Below are 18,510 nucleotides of genomic sequence, written 5' to 3' on the forward strand. Positions count from 1 at the left end.
CCTATGCCGGTGAGAACCGGCATAGGCACTCACGACTCAGTCGAACAGCGCCGGAAGCGTCTTCTCCCACGTCTCGCGCAGCTCCTCCAGGGAGAACTCCGCAACCCCCTGAATCTCCAGCTTCCCGGAATCCGGGTCCACGACGCCGGTCTTGCGCCACGGCAGGCCGCGGGCGGTGCACATCTCGGTGAACCGCAGCTCTTCCGTGCGCGGGACCGCCACCAGCACGCGACCGGACGACTCGGAGAACAGCTGCACGAACGGGTCCTGGTCGCGGTCGAGGAACACCCGCGCCCCGCACTGTCCAATGAGGACGGTCTCGGTGAGCGCCTGCGCCAGACCGCCGTCGGCGAGGTCGTGCGCGGCGGAGATCATGCCGTCGCGCGAACCGGCCACCAGGACGTCGGCCAGCAGCTTCTCGCGGGCCAGGTCCACGCGGGGCGGAACGCCGCCGAGGTGGCCGTGCAGCTCGCGGGCCCAAGCCGAACCGTCCAGCTCGTCGTGGGTGTCGCCGAGCAGCAGCAGCGTCTCGCCCGCTTCCGCGCCGATGCCGGTCGGGATGCGGCGGGTGACGTCGTCGATCACGCCGAGCACCGCGATCACCGGGGTCGGCAGGATCGCCGTGTCGCCGGTCTGGTTGAAGAAGCTGACGTTGCCGCCGGTGACCGGGATGCCCAGCTCGACGCACGCGTCGGCGAGACCGTGCACGGCCTGCTCGAACTGCCACATCACGCCGGGGTCGGTCGGGGCGCCGAAGTTGAGGCAGTCGGACACCGCGACCGGGGTCGCGCCGCCGGTGGCGACATTCCGGTACGCCTCGGCCAGCGCGAGCTGCGCGCCGCGGTACGGGTCGAGGTAGACGAACTTCGCGTTGCAGTCGGTGGCCACCGAGACGCCGCGGTTGCTCTCCTCGTCGATCCGGATCATGCCCGAGTCGGACGGCTGGGACAGCACCGAATTGCCGCGCACGTAGCGGTCGTACTGCGCGGTCACCCATTCCTTCGACGCCTGGTTCGGCGACGCGATGAGCTTCAGCAAGTCCGCGCGCAGTTCCTCGGGCGTCGACGGACGCGGAAGCTTCGCGGAGGTGTCGGCGATCAGGCCGTCCTGGAACGCGGGGCGCTCGATCGGACGGTCGTACACCGGGCCCTGGTGCGCGACGGTGTGCGCCGGCACGTCGACCACGATCTCGTCGTTCCAGGTGATGACGAGGTGCTCGCCGTCGGTGACCTCGCCGATGTCGGTGGCGATGACGTCCCACTTGGCGCAGACCGCCATGAACGCCTCGACGTTCTCCGGCGAGACGACCGCGCACATGCGCTCCTGCGATTCGCTGGAGAGCACCTCGGCGGGCGTCATCCCGGTGGCGCGCAACGGAACCCGGTCGAGGTAGATGTGCATGCCGCCGTCGCCCGCCGCGGCCAGCTCGGACGTGGCGCAGGACAGCCCGGCTCCGCCGAGGTCCTGGATGCCGACGACCAGGTTTTCGCGGAACAGGTCGAGACAGCACTCGATGAGCACCTTCTCGGTGAACGGGTCGCCGACCTGCACGCTGGGCAGCTTCCGCCGCCCGGACGCGGATTCGTCGCCGGAGAAGGTGTCGCTGGCGAGCACGGACACGCCGCCGATGCCGTCGAGGCCGGTGCGCGCGCCGAACAGGATGATCTTGTTGCCGGAACCGGACGCGAACGCCAGGTGCAGGTCCTCGGTGCGCATCGCACCCACACACAGCGCGTTGACCAGCGGGTTGCCCGCGTAGGAGGGGTCGAAGACCAGCTCGCCGCCGATGTTCGGCAGGCCGAGGCAGTTGCCGTAGCCGCCGACGCCCGCGACCACGCCGGGCAGCACGCGTTTGGTGTCCGGCGCGTCGGCCGGGCCGAAGCGCAGCGCGTCCTGCACCGCGAGCGGCCGCGCGCCCATCGCCATGATGTCGCGCACGATGCCGCCGACGCCGGTGGCCGCACCCTGGTACGGCTCCACATAGGACGGATGGTTGTGGCTTTCCACCTTGAAGGTGACCGCCCAGCCGTCGCCGATGTCGACGACGCCCGCGTTCTCGCCGATGCCGGCCAGCATCTTGGCCTTCATCTCGTCAGTGGCGGTCTCGCCGAAGTAGCGCAGATGCTTCTTCGAGGACTTGTAGGAGCAGTGCTCGCTCCACATCACCGAGTACATCGCGAGTTCGGCGTCGGTGGGCCGGCGGCCGAGGATTTCCCGGATCCGCGCGTACTCGTCTTCGGCGAGGCCGAGTTCGACGTACGGCTGGCTCGTTTCCGGGGTCGCCGCGGCCACTGCGGTGGTGTCCGTGCTCACAACAGGGCTGGTCACAGTGTTTGTCCGACTGTCCGTGTCAGGGTTCGCCACAAGGCCAAGACTACGTGTCGGCCGGGTCACACGCGCAGCCGCCCGGCCTGCTCGCACGGGCATAAATCAGTCGCGCCGGACAGGCCCGGCGGCTTAGCGTCAGTGATCGTGCTTTCCGCCGCGTACCGCTTTCCCGACATCCGACTCCCGCAACGTCCGACGCCGGTCCGGTATCTGCTGGCGGTCCTGCGTGCGCGGCCGGGGCTGGTCCTCGCCGCGATCGTCACCGGGGCCGGCTGGTCACTGCCGAGCGCCCTGTTGCCGCTGGTGATCGGCCGGGGCGTCGGGGCGATCGCCGCGGGCGACTCTTCCGCGCTGTGGCGCTGGGCGTTGATCGCGGGCGTGCTCGGCGTGACGCAAGCGCTGCTCGGCACCGGACTGCACTTCGCTTCGTACGGCATGTGGATCCACGGCGCGGGCACCACGCAACGCCTGGTCACCGACCACACGACCCGGCTCGGCGCGTCCCTGCGCGACGCCACCACCACCGGCAACGTCGTCGCGGTCACGTCGTCGGACATGAACTGGGTCGGCAACGCGTTCGAGGTCATCGGCCGCACGTTCGGTTCGATCGTGGCGTTCGTGGTCATCGGGATCGCGATGCTCGGCACCTCGCCGGTGCTCGGCACGATCGCACTGGTCGGCGTCCCGCTCGCGGTGCTCGGCATCGGTCCGCTGCTCGCGCCGCTGCAGAAGCGGAAAACCGCGCAGCGGGAGAATCTGAGCGAGGTGAACGCGCTCGGCGCGGACATCGTGTCCGGGCTGCGGATCCTGCGCGGCGTCGGCGGCGAACGGCGGTTCCTCGCCCGGTTCCGCGACGCGAGCCAGCTGGTGCGGCGCTCCGGCGTCGAGGTCGGGCGCAGCGAATCCTGGCTGGCAGGCGCGGAGGTGCTGCTGCCCGGCCTGGTCACGGTGGCGATCACCTGGCTGGGCGCGCGGCTCGCGCTCGACGGCACGATCAGCGTCGGCGAACTGGTGGCGTTCTACGGCCTTTCGGCGTTCCTGGTGGTGCCGGTNCGACCGAACAGGTCAGCTCGCTCAGCTCGGGGCTGGTCGCGGCGCGCAAGGTGTGCGGTCTGCTGGCTCTGCGCCCGAAGCTCGCCGAGCCGGTGTCGCCGCAGCCGCTGCCGGACGGTCCGCTGGAGCTGGTGGACACCGCCAGCGGCATCCGGATCGCGCCGGGCAAGCTGACCGTGGTCGACCTCGGAGCCGAGGCGGAGGCGATCGCCGCGCGGATGAGCCGGTTCGCCGACGCGGACGAGGGCGAACAGGTGCTGGTCGGCGGGGTGCCCGCGGATCGCGTCGCGCTCGCCGAACTGCGCAGGCGGGTGGTGTACGCGCACAACCAGGACCTGTGGTTTTCCGGGGTGTTGCGTGATCAGCTGACCCCGGAGCACCCGCGCGAGGTCGACATCTTCTCGGCGCTGCACGCGGCGGACGCCGAGGACATCATCGAGGCCCTGCCGCGCGGGGTCGACGAGCTGATCGGCGAACGCGGCCGCGAGGTGTCCGGCGGACAGCGGCAGCGGCTGAGCCTGGCCCGTGCGCTGGCGATCGACTCCGACGTGCTGCTGCTCGACGAGCCGACATCGGCGGTCGACGCGCACACCGAAGCCCGGATCACCCAGCGCGCCAAGGAATTGCGGGCCGGAAGGACCACGGTGGTGTTCAGTCAGAGTCCACTGTGGAGGAATGTGGCCGACGAGGTCGTGCACGGAAAGGCAGTGACGGTATGACGACGCGGCTCCCGCTGGCGTCGAAACGCGAAGTGCGGCGCTGGGCGAAACGCGTGGCGGTCGAGCACCGGCGCGAGTTTTCCGTGATGCTCGGGCTGTTCTGCCTGGCCACCGTGGTCGGGCTGGCCGGACCGCAGCTGCTCGGCAGGCTCGTGGACGGCGTGGTCGAGCACGGCACGACGCTGCGGGTCGACCTGCTGGCAGTGGCGTTCGTGGTGGTGCTCGTGCTGCAGGCATGGGCAAGGAAGGCGGCGCGGTTGCGCGGCCGGATGTTCGGCGAGCGCGTGCTGGCGCAGACCCGCGAACGGTTCGTCACGAACGCGCTCGACCTGCCGCTCGGCACCGTCGAAGCGGCCGGCACCGGCGACCTGCTCAGCCGGGCGACCAGCGACATCAACCGGCTGGACGTCGCGGTGCGGTTCGCCGCGCCGGAAATCCTGATCGCCGCGGTGACGGTGCTGTTCACCACCATCGCGATGATCGTGACGTCGCCGCTGCTCGCGCTGGCCCTGCTGGTGGCGATTCCGCTCCTGGTGCCGGTGAACATCTGGTACCAGCGGAAGATCCCGAGCGCCTTCGCGTGGATGCTCGACCGCTGGGGCGACCTGCAGTCGATCACCCACGAGACCGTGGAGGGCGCGCGGACCGCGGAGGCGCTCAGCCTCACCGAACGGCGAGTGCGTGCCGGCCAGCACGCGCTCGACCAGGCGACGCTCGGCGAACGCCGGATGCGGGCGCTGCAGATGCGCTGGCTGCCGTCGCTCGAGATCAGCTACGTGCTGCCGATCGCCGCGCTCTTGCTGCTCGGTTTGTTCGCCTACAGCCAGGGCTGGGCCGGGCTCGGCACGATCACGACGATGCTGGCGTACGCGCAGGCGATGACCGCTCCGCTCAGCGAGGCGCTGTTCTGGCTGGAGGACTTGCAGGTCGCGATAGCCGCGACGCGCCGGATCATCGGCGTGCAGCCGGCCGAATCGGCGGACAAGGTCACCGAGGTGCCGCGCGGGCGAGACATCGAGGTGCGCGACGTCCGGTTCGGCTACAGCGCCGACCGCGAGGTGCTGCACGGCATCACGCTGAGCGTGCCGCGAGGCGAACGGCTGGCGATCGTCGGGCCGTCGGGTGCGGGCAAGTCGACGCTGGGCAGGTTGCTGGCCGGGATTTCGGCGCCGACGGCGGGTTCGATCCAAGTCGGCGGCACCGAGGTGTCGACGCTCGCGGACGACGTGCTGCGCGGCGAGGTTCTGCTGCTGACGCAGGAGCACCACACGTTTTCCGGGACGCTGCGGGAAAACCTGGCGCTGCCTGCCCGGCGCGACGGCGGGGATTGGACCGACGAGGAACTGCTGGCCTCGCTCGCGTCCGCCGGTGCCGCGCAGTGGGCGGCTGGGCTGCCGGACGGTCTGGACACCAAGCTCGGCTCCGGCGCGTACTCGGTCCCGGCCGGACTCGCGCAGCAACTGGCGCTGGCCAGGGTCGTCCTTGCCGACCCGCACACGCTGGTGCTGGACGAGGCGACGTCGCTGCTGGACACCGGCTCGGCGCGCGAGCTGGAACGGTCGCTGAACGCGGTGCTCGAAGGCCGCACGGTGATCGCGATCGCGCACCGGCTGCACACGGCCGCGGCGGCGGACCGGGTCGCGGTGGTCGAGGGCGGCAAGATCACCGAACTCGGCCCGCATCAGGACCTGATCGCGGCGGGCGGCCCGTACTCGCGGCTGGTCGAGGCGGCCAGCTGAGCGGAATGTCCGCCGGGGATCCGGCGTTGGCCTCAAGCGGATCCTGATCTTCCTAGCCTGGGGGTGACGCCGGATGGCGGTCATGACGGTGGACGAACGAGAGAAATTCCTCGCCGGGGAACGCGTGGGCGTGTTGTCGATCGGCCGGGGAGGCGCGGCCCCGCTCGCCGTGCCGGTCTGGTACGACTACCAGCCCGGCGGCGAACTGCTGATCTGGATGGACCGCGGATCGGCGAAGGACCGCGCGATCGAGGCGGCGGGCAAGCTGAGCCTCACGGTGCAGCAGGAAACCCAGCCCTACAAGTACGTCACGGTGTCCGGTCCGGTCGTGGACCGGTCCTCGGCGCCGACCGAGGAGCAGGCGCTCGCCATCGCCTCTCGGTACGCGCCCGAGGCCGAGGCGCGGAAGTTCGTCGAGGGCTCGCTGAAGGAGACCTCGGTGCTGGTGCGGGTGCGCACCGAACGCTGGCTCTCCAGCGACCACAGCAAGTAGAAAGCCGTGAAGGACCCCTTGCGGGGATCTGATTCCCGCAAGGGGTCCTTCACAGACCTTGGCTCAGGCCTTCACGAGCGCGTCGACCGCGCTGTAGAACATGCCGAGGCCGTCGTCGGACGGGCCGGTGAGCGCGTCGATCGCGTGCTCCGGGTGCGGCATGAGACCGACCACGCGGCCGTTCTCGCTGGTGACGCCCGCGATGTCGTTGCGGGAGCCGTTCGGGTTGCCGCCGACGTAGCGGAACGCGACCCGGCCCTCCGCCTCCAGCATGTCCACAGTGGACTGGTCGGCGACGTAACAGCCGTCGTTGTTCTTGAGCGGGATCAGGATTTCCGCGCCCGCCTCGTAGCGCGTGGTCCACGCGGTGGAGTTGTTGTCCACGCGCAGCCACTGGTCGCGGCACACGAAGTGCAGTCCGACGTTGCGGATCATCGCGCCGGGCAGCAGACCGGCCTCGCACAGGATCTGGAAGCCGTTGCAGACGCCGAGCACCGGCATGCCCTTGTGCGCGGCGTCGATGACCGAGGCCATCACCGGCGCGTAGCGGGCGATCACCCCGGCACGCAGGTAGTCGCCGTAGGAGAAGCCGCCGGGGACGACGACCGCGTCGACGCCCTTCAGGTCGTCGTCGGCGTGCCAGAGCGAGACCGCCTCGGCGTCGGCGTAGCGGGCCGCGCGGGCGGCGTCGCCGTCGTCGAGCGTGCCGGGGAAGGTGATGACGCCGATGCGGGCGCTCACGCCTCCACCCGCCGGATCGTCCACTGCTCGATCACCGGGTTGGCGAGGAAGCCCTCGGCCATCTTGGCCAGCGTCTCGTCATCGACGTCGTCGTCGACCTCGAGTTCGAAGTGCCGCCCCTGGCGCACGTCGGCGACCCCGGAGAAGCCCAGCCGCGGCAGCGCGCGCGCCACCGCCTGGCCCTGCGGGTCGAGGATCTCGGGTTTGGGCATGACGTCGACAACGACTCGAGCCACGGCTGGCTGCTCCTTATTTCTGCAGGTCGTGGGTGCAGTTGAAGCGTACTTCACTAGCTTGACCGGCAGACAGACCGGGCTGGACCAGCTGTGGTGCGAGATCCGGTCGAAGCGGACCTACCCCGCCGACGAGTTCTTCCCGAACGCGAAGATCAGCGATCCGGTGCATCCGACCTGACCTACAGCATCGCGATCATCCCGGACGGCAACGGCTGGTGCGTGCGCGACGCCAAGTCCGGCGGCGAACCAGCCCCGCTGGCCAGCCTGTCGACCGATCCGAAGCCGCGCCCCAGGTCAAGGACGGCACGGCCGCCGCGACGAAGTTCGTCGACGTCCACGCGCGCGACATCCCGGCGGCCTTGCCGGTCACGTGCCGGGGCGCACCGGACACCCCAGCAGCGGATCTACGGCGAACCGAAGCTGAGCGTGCACAGGACGGATGTGCTGCGGACCGCCGGGGCGACCATCGTGCACGTCGACGCCAAGGCCGACGGCACCTCCAGCGAGGGCCGGGTGGAGACCGACGACGGCGCGTGCACCACCTCCTTCGGCCGCACTTCCGACCGATCGGTTTTCCGGGGACTTGCGCGTAGCGTGACCTGCGCCATGATGTGTCGTTGACAGTCCGTCAACACCACCGGGAGGCAGCGTGCCAGAGCAGGACTCCTTCGACTACGTGATCGTCGGCGCGGGCAGCGCGGGCTGCGTGCTGGCGAACCGGCTGAGCGAGGACCCGTCCGCGCGGGTGCTGCTGCTCGAGGCAGGCGGCGAGGACACCGCGGACGAGGTCCGGATCCCGGCGGCGTTCGCGTCGCTGTTCAAGACCAAGTGGGACTGGAACTACGAGACCGTCGAGCAGAAGCACACCGGCAAGAGGGAGTACTGGCCGCGCGGCCGGATGCTCGGCGGCTGCTCGTCGATCAACGCGATGATCTACATCCGCGGCAACCGCGCCGACTATGACGGCTGGCGCGATGCGCACGGAGCCACCGGCTGGGGCTGGGACGACGTGCTGCCGTACTTCAAGCGCGCCGAGGGCAACCAGCGCCTCGGCGGCCCGCTGCACGGCACGGACGGCCCGCTGCACGTGGAGGACCGGCGGTTCACCCACGAACTGTCCCACGCGTGGGTGGACAGCGCGGTCGCGTGGGGGCTCAAGCACACCGACGACTTCAACGGAGAGTCGCAGGAGGGGGCCGGGCTCTACCAGGTCACCTGCAAGCGCGGCCGCCGCTGGTCCACCGCGGACGCCTACCTGCGGCCCGCATTGTCGCGGCCGAACCTGACCGTGCGGACGAACGCACAGGTCATGCGGGTGGTCTTCGAGGGCACCCGCGCGGTCGGAGTGTCCTACCTGGACCAGGGCGTGCCGACGACGGTCCGCGCGGACGCTGAAGTGCTGCTGTCCGGCGGCGCGATCAACTCGCCGCAGTTGCTGCTGCTGTCCGGCGTCGGACCGGCCGAGCAGCTGCGCGAACTGGGCATCGACGTGGTCACCGCACTGCCCGGCGTCGGCGACAACCTGCACGACCACCCGGCGGTCGGCGTGATCTGGTCGACGAAGGGCACGACAGACATCGCGGACTCCGCGACGCCGGCCGGGCTGATGCGCTACCAGCTGACCAAACGCGGCCCGCTCGCGTCGAACATCGGCGAGGCTGGCGCGTTCTACTCGACCCGCGACGGGCTCGCCGCGCCGGACATGCAGATCCACGTTGCCCCGACGTTGTTCTACGACAACGGAATGCGCGAACCGACCTGTCCTGGCTTCACGTCGGCGGCCACGCTGGTCGACGTCGCGAGCCGCGGGCGGCTGCGGTTGAAGTCGGCGAATCCGTTGTGGAAGCCGGAAATCGACCCGGCTTATTACGCGGAGCCAATCGATCTGGAGTCGGTGAAGTCCGCGTTGCGGTCGCTGATCGAGGTCGGGCGGTCGGGTCCGTTGGCGAAGTTCTTGGATCGGCCGTTCCTTCCGGCGACGCATGAGCTGTCGGACGAGGCGTTGACCGAGCATGTCCGGGAGAACACGCAGACGCTGTATCACCCGGTCGGCACGTGCGCGATGGGCAATGGCGAGCACGCGGTGGTGGATCCGGACCTGAAGGTACGCGGGGTTTCGGGGCTGCGGGTGGTGGACGCTTCGGTGATGCCGGTGGTGCCGCGCGGGAATACGAATGCGCCGACGATCATGGTGGCGGAGAAAGCGGCGGATCTGATTCGGGCTCGATGACCGCTCTGACAACCTGGCGGGATCTCCTTGCCGCCTTGGCGATTCCGGACACCGTGCACCCTCCGGAATCGCCGTGGGTCCTTCCGCGGGAGGTGTTCCTGCGGCGCGCCGACCGGCAGATCGCCGCGCCGATCGGGGCGACTCACCAACTGGCTGCTGAGGCGTTGCAGGAGCCAGGCACGGTGCTCGACATCGGCGCGGCGGCCGGGGCGGCGAGCCTGCCCCTGGTCGGCCGGTCGAACGTCACCGCGGTGACGGCGTTGGACACCGACGACGAGTTGCTCGCGGCGTTCGCCGAGCGAGCCACGGGGATGGAGCATCGGCTGTTGCCTGGCCGCTGGCCCGATCTCGCCGACGAAACTGGCGTGGCGGACGTTGTCGTGTGCGGGAACGTGGTTTACAACGTCCCCGACCTGGCTCCGTTCGCCGCGGCACTCACTGCTGCGGCGCGCCGGCGGGTGGTGGTCGAGACGGCTGCGCGGCATCCATTGACTGAGCTCAATCCGTTGTGGCAACGGTTTCACGGCATCGAACGATCGGATGGACCGACTGCCGAGGACTGTCTCGCGGCGCTCGCGGAAGTGGGGATCGAGCCGGAAGTCGTGGAATGGCGGCGGCCGCCGGAGCCGGAGTACGCCGAGTTCGCGACCATGGTGGACGTCGTCCGGCGGCGGTTGTGCTTGCCTGCCGGCGCGGCCGGGGACGTCGAGCGGGCCTTGCTGGAAATGGGGATAGATCCGGAGACGCCGCCCGATCTCGGGTCGTCCGGCCGGGACCTGGTGACACTGGTGTGGCCTGGTTCCGCCTAACGGACCCGCTCAAGCGCGGGAACACGGGCGAACTGCACCGCGAATAGTTGCCAGGCAAGGAAACCTAAGCCGAGAAGGACATAAGAGTCGCCGACGAGGTGCTGCCACGGTTCCCACGCCAGCTCCTTCATGCCGCTGGAGGGCACGAAGGTGTACGGCGCGGCGATGAAGACCGCGGCACCCGCCGCCAACGCCGCGGCAGCGCGAAGCGTGCGGACGCGGGCGGCGAGGACGAGCGTCGCGGGCACCACCCAAACCCAGTGGTGCGACCAGGAAATCGGGGACAGGACGAGCACTGCCGCCGCGTTGACGACGAAGCCGAGTGAACTGTCGACGCGCCGCATGACAAGTACGGCGGCGACCAGGACGAACGCGGACAACGCCAGCCACAGCAGGTCGTGGGTCCGCGGCAGCAGGGCGAGGCGGTTGAGCGCGCCTTGGATGGTCTGGTTGGTCGCGTAGGGCGAGCCGCTGAAGCCGTCGGCACCGGTGAGGCCGCCACCGAAAAAGTACTCGACGGACGCGTGCGGGGCGACCAAGAAGCCGAGCAAGGTCGCTCCGGCACCGGTGAGCAGTGCGTTGCGAGCGGCGCGGAAATCCTTGGCGAGCAGGAAGAAAAGAAGGAAACCGGCGGGCGTCACTTTGATCGCGGCGGCCAGCCCGACGAGCAATCCGCGCGGCCATCGCGGGTTGAGCGCCAGGCAATCCACGGCGACCAGTGCCATCAGGACGAGGTTGATCTGTCCAAAGCCGATAGTGGAGCGCACGGGCTCGAAGGCAAGTGCCACAACGGTGAGCGCGGACGCGGCGAGGACGGTGATCCGGCGGTTCCAGTCGCGCCACAGGCGACGGACCGTGGTGTACAAGACGATCCAGAGCGACGCGGCGGAGAGGAGATCGAGCAGAACTGACGCGATCGAGAGCGGCGGGAGCGACAGGGCCGAGAAGAGCATCGCGGCGAACGGCGGGTAGATGAACGGCAGCATGGACCCGGCCGTGGTGGTCGGGAGCGGACCGTAAAGGTCGCCGCCATGGACGGCGGCGTCCGCGCCGAAGCGGTAAACCTGCAAGTCAACCGGATTGAAGCTGCTGATGACGGCCGCTAAGCTCGCGACGAGGGCTACCGCGCCGAGTGCGGGCAACCAGGCGAGGATCCGCCCGGCCTTTCCTTGAAACCACATACGGGCGGCGATTGTAGCTGCCTTCCCGGCAGGCGGGCGGGCTGTTCCGGATGACCGTTTTCGCGGAATTGTCGTACCCCGTCGTTACAGTCTGGCCCATGAGCACTTCCCTTTACTACAACGCGAGCCGGGCGACCGCGCTCACCGCTGCCGAGACCGCCGCCGTCGAGCGCGTCGTCACCGCACGCCAGTCGTCTTTTCCCTACCCGGACGAGGAATCCCTCTTCCTGTACGAGGAAGGCGGAAGCGAGCCGGACGCGATCGTGGCCGGGTCCACCAAGATGCCGTTCGATGTCGAGCACGTGATGCCGGCGCTCGAACACGTGCTGAGCTCGGTGACCGAGTTGCGCCGAGCCCTTCCGAACGCGCAGTGGCACGTGCACCTGGACGATTTCGACATCCCGTGGGACGAGAGCGAGGGGTACTTCCTGCCCTCGTAAGCGTCTAGCCGACTCTCCGCAGTGCTTCGCGGGTGAGATCGGCCAGGGTCGGATAGCCGTCCACAGCCATGATCAAGTCAGCTTCAGCGAGCAAGGTACGCAGCACATGGACAACGCCGTCTTCACCAGCCAACGACAACCCCCAGGCATACGGGCGGCCGACGCCCACCGCGGTCGCACCCAAGGCCAGCGCCTTGACCACGTCGGCTCCGGAGCGAACGCCGGAGTCGAACAGCACCGGCGTGCCGTCCGCGGCGTCGACCACTTCGGCGAGGCAGTCCAGCGCTGGGAGACCGCCGTTGGCCTGCCGTCCGCCGTGGTTGGAGCAGTAGATCCCGTCGACCCCGCCGTCGATGGCGCGGCGGGCGTCGTCGGGCTGCTGGATGCCTTTCACCAGCAGCGGAAGCTTGGTCAGCGACCGCAGCCAGGGCAGGTCTTCCCAGGTCAGCGGATTGCCGAAGAGCTGAGCCCACAGTCCGACGGCGGCCGCCGGGTCGTCCTCCGGAGCCTTGCCGAGCCGTTTCCGGAACACCGGGTCGGTGAAGTAGTTGGCCAGGCAATGCCCGCGCAGCTGCGGGAAGTTCGCCGTCGACAGGTCGCGCGGACGCCATCCGGTCACCCAGGTGTCGAGCGTGACGACGATGCCGCGGAAACCCGCTGCCTCGGCGCGTTGCACGAGCGAGGCGGCGACGTCACGGTCAGTCGGCGTGTACAGCTGGAAAAACCCAGGGGTGTCGCCCAGTTCCGGGACGAGCGTTTCCACCGGGTCGACGCTCAGCGTCGAAGCGACCATCGGCACGCCCGTTCGTGCGCTGGCCCGCGCGGTCGCGAGATCGCCGTGGCCGTCTTGCGCGCACAGGCCGATCACCCCGACCGGCGCGAGGAACAGCGGCGACGGCAGCTTCATCCCGTACAGGTCCACCGACAGGTCGCGTTCCTTCGCGCCCACGAACATCCGCGGGACCAAGCCCCAGCGCTCGAATGCCTCGACGTTCCCGCGCTGGGTCCGCTCGTCGCCCGCACCACCGGCCACATAGGACAGTACGGACGGCGGAAGCGCCTGAGCCGCACGCGCTTCCAGTTCCGCGTACGACATCGGCAGGTCAGGAACGCGGCCGGACAACCCGGCGAAGTAGATCTCGTGCTGGAAATCGCCGAAGCCGGGCAACAGTTCTCCTTAACGCTTGCCGTGCAGGACGGTGACCAGCTTGGCGACCAGCGCGTCCGTGGATTCCTTGCGGGAGAAGGAAGTGAGCGTGAGCGGCGCGGTGAACCGCTGCCGGGCCACGGCCTTCGGGCGGGCGAACTCGCGCAGCCCTTCCGGGCCGTGGATCCGGCCGAAGCCGGAGTCGCCGACGCCGCCGAAGGGCAGCGAAGCGATGCCGGCGAAGGAAAGCGGCGCGTTCACCGCGGTCATGCCCGCGCGCAGCCGCGACGCCAGTTCGGCACCGCGCGCCCGCGAGAACACCGTGGAACCGAGGCCGTACTTGGTCGCGTTGGCCTTCTCGACCGCTTCGTCCATGTCGCGGACCTTGGCGATGGTGACCGTCGGACCGAACGTCTCCTCGCGCACTGCCTCGGAGTCCTCCGGCACGTCGACCAGCACGGTCGGCTGGACATAGCGGTCGCCGACGCTCTCCACGCCGCCGACCAGCGCTTTCCCGCCGCGCTTCAGCGCGTCCTCGATGTGGCTGCGGATCACCGAGAGCTGCGAGGGCATGGTGATCGGGCCGTACTGCGCGTCCTCGTCGGAGCCGGCGCGCACGTTCTTCGCCTTCTCCACGACCCGCGCGACGAACTCGTCGTGGACGCGTTCGTGCACGTAGACGCGCTCGACACCGATGCAGGTCTGGCCGGAGTTGGAGAACGCGCCCCAGACGGTGGCGTCGGCCGCCGCTTCGAGGTCCGCGTCCGTGTCGACCAGCAGCGCGTCCTTGCCGCCCGCCTCGATCACGACCGGGGTCAGGGTGTTCGCGGCGGCGGCCATGATCTTCTTGCCAGTGGCCGCGGAGCCGGTGAACGCGATCTTGTCCACGCCGGAGCCGACCAGCGCGGCACCGGTCTCGCCGAAGCCGGTGATCAGCTGCAGCACCGGCTGCTCGGGCACGACCTCGGCGAAGGCGTCGACCAGCCACTTCCCGACGCCGGGGGTGTACTCGCTCGGTTTGAAGACGACGGCGTTGCCCGCGGCCAGCGCGTACGCGATGGAGCCGAGCGGGGTGAACACCGGGTAGTTCCAGGGCCCGATCACGCCGACGACGCCGAGCGGGAGGTATTCGACGGTCGCGGCCTGGTTGGCCATCAGGAGGCCGGACGAGCGGCGGTGCTTGCCGAGCACCTTGCGGGCGTTCTTCGCCGCCCACGCGATGTGCTCGATCGCCAGCACGCTCTCAAGCTGGGCGTCCGCGATCGGCTTGCCGGTTTCGTCGCGCACGACCTGGCACAGCTGCGGGAGCCGCCGGGTGAGCACGCCCTTCCAGCGCTGCAGCCGCTCCGCGCGGCCGGCGAAGCCGAGGCCGTCCCACCAGCGCGCGGCCGCCCTCGCCCGCTCGACAACGGAGCTGACCTGCTCGGCCGTGTGCACCGGGTAGGTGCCCACGACCTCGTCGGTGGCCGGGCTGAGCGACTCGAACGTCTCGCCGACGGGCGTCGGCTTCGGCTGGACCGCGGTCATCGGCGTCTCCCCGTCTCGGTGAACCCCCAGGCTACGAGGTTGCTGACACTCTGCCAACAGTTGCCCGGGCTTCCCGTCAGCATGGCATCTCAGGAGCTGGCGCGGAAAGTCCTCCGACCGGGAGCCCTCGCTGGACGCCCTCGTGGACCAGGCCCGGAGCGTAAGGTTGAACCGACCGATCTTGATAAGGAGAAAACCTGATGCGGATCGTCCATTTCGGACATTCCTGCGTACTGCTCGAGACCGCCGCGGAGCGGATTCTGCTCGACCCCGGCACGTTCTCCACCGGCTTCGAGGACGAGCGCGAACTGTCCGCGGTGCTGATCACCCACCAGCACTTCGACCACCTCGACGTCGAGCGGCTGCCCGGCCTGCTCAAGGCGAACCCGGACGCGAAGCTGATCGTCGACCCCGGCTCGGCCGAGGCGATCGAGAAGCTGCACCTGGAGTTCGAGGTCGCGCGGCCCGGCGACGCGTTCGAGTTCGGCGGCACCTCGGTGTCGGTCGTCGGCGGCGAGCACGCGGTGATCCACGCCGACTTCCCGGTGATCCCGAACATCGGCTACCTCGTCGACCATGGCGCGTTCTACCACCCGGGCGACTCGTTCTTCGTGCCCGAGCAGAAGGTCGACGTGCTCGGCCTGCCCACCGGGGCCCCGTGGCTGAAGGCGGGCGAAGCCGTGGACTTCCTGCGCGCGGTCGGGCCGCGCCGTTCGGTGCCGATCCACGAAGCGGTGCTGGCCAACCCGGCGATGCACTACGGGCTGTTCCAGAACCTCGCCCCGGAAGGCACCGATGTGAAGGTGCTGGAGCGAGGCGTCGCGACAGAGGTCTAGGCGGGAGCGGTGTGACGCAGGGAGCCGTAGGTGCTTCCGAAAGCCCGGTTTTCGAGGGCGACGTCCACCGCGTCCAGCAACGCCTGCCGCAAGCCGGGGCGGCTGAGGTCAGCGGCGTCAATGCCAAGCCGTACCAACCCGCCTCGGCGAGCGGCCCGCGCGGAGGCCAGTACGAGCGCGAAGCAGCGGACAGTCTCCGTACGGTGCGACTGACTCGTGAAGTCCTGTACCCGCGCGCGCTGGATCTCGCCGGTCACCAGGTCCCGTACGGCGTTCTGGTCGGCACACAGCGTGAAGCCGTGCTCCCGCAACGCCTGCACCGTGCCAGGCGACGCGAGCCAACGCGGTGGCGCGAAGCCGTCGACAGTCACACCGGTCGCGTCGAGGGCGGCCTTCGCGGCGATGAGCCGAAGCCGCGCTTCGTGCGCAGGAAGCACGGCGAACTCGGCCTTACGCCCCAGGTGCACGGCACGATGTGTCGGCGGAATGCGGTGGTCGTAGCCGTTGAGCAGCACCGAGTCGCCCGCTGCGGCGCGCGTACGGACCCAGGCCGTGACGGGCCCGTCCTCGGTGCGCGCGACATGCAGGATCGACAGCGGGACATGCCGACGTTCGAGTTCGGCCGCCAGATGCGCACATCGGTGCAGCGTGCGCGTGGTGACCCCGGACAGCGAGACCAGCAGGCGAGCATCCACGCCACCATTGCGCCGCAGCCGGGTGGCGACCGCCTGACCGCTCCGTGAACTACGAGTGAGACTTACGCGGCGGACAGTCACCGCTGGGTTTATTCGGCTTTGCGGCAGTGCCAGATGAGCATCGACGGCACATCCTTCGCCGCCGCAGCCAAGGCGTCCGGCACCAGGCCGTTCAGCGACCACGGCCAGAGATCCCACGGCCCACCGCCAGGGACGTGGCGAGGTTCGGCTAATGCGGGCGTCGGCTCCTCGCAACTCACCGGCGCGAGGCTCGCGGCGAAGAATGCACGCAGGTAGTCACCGACGCGGTGATGACTCGTCCGTACCCGAGCCGGGTCACCGTCAGCTGTGCGTACGGACGGGATCGATCCGCGCTGGACCTGCTCAGGGTGCACATCGGAGAGGACGAGATGCCCGCCCGGGGCGAGGACCCGGGCGAACTCCGCGATCACCGGTCCCAGGTCCGGCATGTGCGACAGCGCGAGACCGCACAGCACGACGTCCTGCGAACCGTCGTCGACCGGAAGTTCATGCAGGTCAGCGACGAGAGTCGAGTCAGCCTTGGCGTGGCTGAGCATCTCGGGCGAACCGTCAACGGCGACGACGTGGTGGCCGCGTTCGGCCAGAAGGCGGGTGAGACGTCCGGTGCCGCAGTCAGCGTCGAGCGCACGACCGGGAGGGATAGCGTCGAGGATCGCCGCGAGGTGGGGCTCGTCAGCGAAGGCAACGTTCTCGCCGGAGTCATACGCGGCGGCCCAACGAGCGTAACCATCTTGCGGGGCGAGCTGCGTTACCTCGACCCCCTTGGCCAGGTCGTCGTCAGCAAGCAGCGCGCGGATCTCAGCTAACCGCGCTTCGACAAACTCGCGATCGTGCTCGCCGGTGAACGCGCGGAGCAGCGCCGCTCCTTCGATGCCGATGAGGTAAGCGAGGGGATGCTCGTAACTTACGCTTGCGGACGATAACCGGGCAAATGCCGCAGTGCCACCGATTTTCGCACTAGTCTGCGCCCCATGGCCCTGTGGCGACGGAAATCCGCTGTTCCGGCAATACCCTGGGAAGGCAGCGGATTACGCGCCGAACCAGGCTCCATCCCGGGGAAAACGCGGCCCGTGATCGTTCTGTCCGCAGGTTCCGTGCAGGCCGCTGTTTTGCCCAGGGAACTGCGGGATTTCGGCCGCGGCCGCGTCGAAATCGTGGAGTCTTCGGGGTCCGGACCGCTGGCCTTCCTGTTCCGGGCTTCGGCGGTGGCGCCGACTTCCCTTGCCGAAGAACAGGTTCGCGACCTGCCGAAGGACGCCGTAGTGCTAGCCCTTCCGAACACCCCGCCCGCCGCGGTATTGACCGGTGCCGAGCGGGACAGTTTTCTCGACTGGGCTCAGCGACTCACGGATTGACCGGTTTGGCGGCCTCCACGAGCCGCCGCACCGCGACCGCGACCCGCCCCCGCAGGTCGGGGTCGATGAGGGTCCCGTTCTCGACAGCTTGGCGAGGAATCGGAATCCGCGCACAAGCGTCGTCGACGATGCGGGTGCCCGCGTAGGTGAGAGTCTTGCGGAGAGAGTCGTGCGCGTCCGCGCCCCCAGTCGGCGCGGCGACCGAAGACGCGTTGATCCACGCGACAGGTTTGCCGTACATCTCGCCACCGCCGATGGTCCAGTCGAGCAGGTTCTTGAAGGAACCCGGCAGGCCGCCGGCGTACTCCGGGGTGCAGAACAGGACACCGTCCGCCGCCGCGATCGCTTCCCGCAACGCCACGACCTCAACGGGCAACGGATCCCGATCGCAGTCCGGATTAAAGTGCGGCAACCCGTCGAGGCCACCGTACACAGTGGACGCCGCGAAGCCGGCCGCGGTCGTGATGACAGCCCCATTGACCGAACCGGCCCGCAGACTGCCGCTGATGAGCAGAAGCACGAAGCCCAGTGTGCCAGCGCGGCGGCTGTCGCGGGGTCGCCTTTTCGGGGCGCTCCTGACTTTCACCCGCTGTTACCCCGCGAACACAATCGCCGCCCGACCCCGGCCGCGCCGGCCCGGACGCGCTTCCCGGACGCGCTTCCCGGACGTGCCGAGCTTGGCGGTGAACGATTGGCGGCGAATCAGGTCGCCATCGCGGCGTACCGACTCCGGAGCGGCCTGGAGCCGACAAGTCCGCTCCGACACTGGCAGGACTCGGCGAAAGTCAGCCGGATGCGCCTTGCGTGCCGACCTGGAACTGGCAGTGACCAGCCCCACCGGAAGTGGCAACGGCAGGCAACCCGCCGACCTCAGGCTCCGCGCCGACCCGAAACCAGCAGCAACCAGCCCGCGCTGAACCGGCAACAAGCACAGTTCAG

Annotated in this window: 18 protein-coding genes and 1 pseudogene; 9 read left to right on the forward strand and 10 right to left on the reverse strand. The window is 69.4% G+C overall.

The features are described from left to right. Positions 1-36: 36 nt before the first annotated feature. Positions 37-2,364: a phosphoribosylformylglycinamidine synthase subunit PurL gene (gene purL / locus A4R44_RS06735; protein WP_067577345.1), complete on the reverse strand. Its 2,328-nt coding sequence runs from the start codon at positions 2,362-2,364 to the stop codon at positions 37-39. 108 nt (positions 2,365-2,472) lie between these two features. Between purL and A4R44_RS06740 the strand changes: the two are divergent. The 3 genes and pseudogenes from A4R44_RS06740 (at position 2,473) to A4R44_RS06750 (ending at position 6,332) form a co-directional block, all read left to right on the forward strand. Continuing rightward, positions 2,473-4,100, forward strand: a pseudogene (locus tag A4R44_RS06740) (ABC transporter ATP-binding protein). After that, the gene (locus A4R44_RS06745) at positions 4,097-5,839 is read left to right on the forward strand and encodes an ABC transporter ATP-binding protein (protein ID WP_067577346.1); all 1,743 of its coding nucleotides are present in this window, start codon (positions 4,097-4,099) and stop codon (positions 5,837-5,839) included. The pseudogene A4R44_RS06740 and the gene A4R44_RS06745 overlap by 4 nt, the downstream one beginning before the upstream one ends. Positions 5,840-5,912: 73 nt before the next feature. Further along, positions 5,913-6,332: a pyridoxamine 5'-phosphate oxidase family protein gene (locus tag A4R44_RS06750; protein WP_067577348.1), complete on the forward strand. Its 420-nt coding sequence runs from the start codon at positions 5,913-5,915 to the stop codon at positions 6,330-6,332. A gap of 63 nt (positions 6,333-6,395) precedes the next feature. Here the strand turns inward: A4R44_RS06750 and purQ are convergent, their stop codons facing one another. The 3 genes from purQ to A4R44_RS47790 form a co-directional block, all read right to left on the reverse strand. Continuing rightward, on the reverse strand, positions 6,396-7,073 hold the full coding sequence (purQ, locus tag A4R44_RS06755) for a phosphoribosylformylglycinamidine synthase subunit PurQ (protein WP_067577351.1): 678 nt from the start codon (positions 7,071-7,073) through the stop codon (positions 6,396-6,398). Then, complete coding sequence (purS, locus tag A4R44_RS06760; RefSeq protein ID WP_037808692.1) at positions 7,070-7,309, reverse strand: phosphoribosylformylglycinamidine synthase subunit PurS; 240 nt, start codon at positions 7,307-7,309, stop codon at positions 7,070-7,072. Before purS ends, purQ begins: the two co-directional genes overlap by 4 nt. Positions 7,310-7,488: 179 nt before the next feature. Beyond that, a complete protein-coding gene (locus A4R44_RS47790; protein ID WP_157904831.1) occupies positions 7,489-7,647 on the reverse strand; it encodes a hypothetical protein in 159 nt (52 codons plus the stop codon). A 311-nt stretch (positions 7,648-7,958) separates the two neighbouring features. On the opposite strand from A4R44_RS47790, the gene A4R44_RS06770 reads away from it, so the two are divergent. Continuing rightward, positions 7,959-9,539 carry a GMC family oxidoreductase gene (locus A4R44_RS06770; protein ID WP_067577355.1) on the forward strand — a complete coding sequence of 527 codons (1,581 nt, stop codon included), beginning with the start codon at positions 7,959-7,961 and terminating at the stop codon, positions 9,537-9,539. Continuing rightward, positions 9,536-10,348, forward strand: a complete 813-nt coding sequence (locus tag A4R44_RS06775) for a bifunctional 2-polyprenyl-6-hydroxyphenol methylase/3-demethylubiquinol 3-O-methyltransferase UbiG (protein ID WP_067577357.1) — start codon at positions 9,536-9,538, stop codon at positions 10,346-10,348. The genes A4R44_RS06770 and A4R44_RS06775 overlap by 4 nt, the downstream gene beginning before the upstream one ends. Here A4R44_RS06775 and A4R44_RS06780 read toward each other — a convergent pair. Beyond that, positions 10,345-11,529 (reverse strand): glycosyltransferase 87 family protein, encoded by a 1,185-nt coding sequence (locus A4R44_RS06780; RefSeq protein WP_067577359.1) that lies wholly within the window; start codon positions 11,527-11,529, stop codon positions 10,345-10,347. The genes A4R44_RS06775 and A4R44_RS06780 overlap by 4 nt on opposite strands. A 98-nt stretch (positions 11,530-11,627) precedes the next feature. Between A4R44_RS06780 and A4R44_RS06785 the strand changes: the two genes are divergently transcribed. After that, positions 11,628-11,969: a hypothetical protein gene (locus tag A4R44_RS06785; protein ID WP_067577361.1), complete on the forward strand. Its 342-nt coding sequence runs from the start codon at positions 11,628-11,630 to the stop codon at positions 11,967-11,969. A 4-nt stretch (positions 11,970-11,973) separates the two neighbouring features. Here the strand turns inward: A4R44_RS06785 and A4R44_RS06790 are convergent, their stop codons facing one another. Together A4R44_RS06790 and A4R44_RS06795 are read right to left on the reverse strand one after the other, a co-directional pair. After that, the gene (locus A4R44_RS06790) at positions 11,974-13,137 is read right to left on the reverse strand and encodes an alpha-hydroxy-acid oxidizing protein (RefSeq protein WP_067577363.1); all 1,164 of its coding nucleotides are present in this window, start codon (positions 13,135-13,137) and stop codon (positions 11,974-11,976) included. Positions 13,138-13,146: 9 nt separating this feature from the next. Further along, a complete protein-coding gene (locus A4R44_RS06795; RefSeq protein WP_067577365.1) occupies positions 13,147-14,643 on the reverse strand; it encodes an aldehyde dehydrogenase family protein in 1,497 nt (498 codons plus the stop codon). A 200-nt stretch (positions 14,644-14,843) separates the two neighbouring features. Between A4R44_RS06795 and A4R44_RS06800 the strand changes: the two genes are divergently transcribed. Beyond that, a complete protein-coding gene (locus A4R44_RS06800) occupies positions 14,844-15,479 on the forward strand; it encodes an MBL fold metallo-hydrolase (RefSeq protein ID WP_067577367.1) in 636 nt (211 codons plus the stop codon). On the opposite strand, the gene A4R44_RS06805 is transcribed toward A4R44_RS06800, so the two are convergent. Further along, complete coding sequence (locus A4R44_RS06805; RefSeq protein ID WP_198545190.1) at positions 15,476-16,174, reverse strand: DUF2334 domain-containing protein; 699 nt, start codon at positions 16,172-16,174, stop codon at positions 15,476-15,478. The genes A4R44_RS06800 and A4R44_RS06805 overlap by 4 nt on opposite strands. An 89-nt stretch (positions 16,175-16,263) precedes the next feature. Further along, entirely contained in the window at positions 16,264-16,857 is a 594-nt protein-coding gene (locus A4R44_RS50045; protein WP_369805853.1) for a class I SAM-dependent methyltransferase, read from the reverse strand. Here A4R44_RS50045 and A4R44_RS50050 point away from each other — a divergent pair. Then, complete coding sequence (locus tag A4R44_RS50050) at positions 16,741-17,022, forward strand: hypothetical protein (protein ID WP_232791518.1); 282 nt, start codon at positions 16,741-16,743, stop codon at positions 17,020-17,022. The two genes, A4R44_RS50045 and A4R44_RS50050, sit on opposite strands and share 117 nt — an antisense overlap. 264 nt (positions 17,023-17,286) lie before the next feature. Beyond that, a complete protein-coding gene (locus A4R44_RS06815; RefSeq protein WP_067577371.1) occupies positions 17,287-17,571 on the forward strand; it encodes a hypothetical protein in 285 nt (94 codons plus the stop codon). Here the strand turns inward: A4R44_RS06815 and A4R44_RS06820 are convergent. Further along, entirely contained in the window at positions 17,561-18,091 is a 531-nt protein-coding gene (locus tag A4R44_RS06820) for an NADPH-dependent FMN reductase (RefSeq protein ID WP_095213216.1), read from the reverse strand. The two genes, A4R44_RS06815 and A4R44_RS06820, sit on opposite strands and share 11 nt — an antisense overlap. Positions 18,092-18,510 lie beyond the last annotated feature (419 nt).

The sequence above is a fragment of the Amycolatopsis sp. M39 genome (assembly GCF_001651785.1).
Lineage (GTDB): Bacteria > Actinomycetota > Actinomycetes > Mycobacteriales > Pseudonocardiaceae > Amycolatopsis > Amycolatopsis rubida.

What these genes read in the sequence shown, in the direction of transcription:
- A4R44_RS06795 (WP_067577365.1), bottom strand. Translation starts at nt 14,643, where the DNA reads ATGACCGCGGTCCAGCCGAAGCCGACGCCCGTCGGCGAGACGTTCGAG.
- A4R44_RS06785 (WP_067577361.1), top strand. Translation starts at nt 11,628, where the DNA reads ATGAGCACTTCCCTTTACTACAACGCGAGCCGGGCGACCGCGCTCACC.
- A4R44_RS06780 (WP_067577359.1), bottom strand. Translation starts at nt 11,529, where the DNA reads ATGTGGTTTCAAGGAAAGGCCGGGCGGATCCTCGCCTGGTTGCCCGCA.
- A4R44_RS06745 (WP_067577346.1), top strand. Translation starts at nt 4,097, where the DNA reads ATGACGACGCGGCTCCCGCTGGCGTCGAAACGCGAAGTGCGGCGCTGG.
- A4R44_RS06800 (WP_067577367.1), top strand. Translation starts at nt 14,844, where the DNA reads ATGCGGATCGTCCATTTCGGACATTCCTGCGTACTGCTCGAGACCGCC.
- A4R44_RS06750 (WP_067577348.1), top strand. Translation starts at nt 5,913, where the DNA reads ATGGCGGTCATGACGGTGGACGAACGAGAGAAATTCCTCGCCGGGGAA.
- A4R44_RS06775 (WP_067577357.1), top strand. Translation starts at nt 9,536, where the DNA reads ATGACCGCTCTGACAACCTGGCGGGATCTCCTTGCCGCCTTGGCGATT.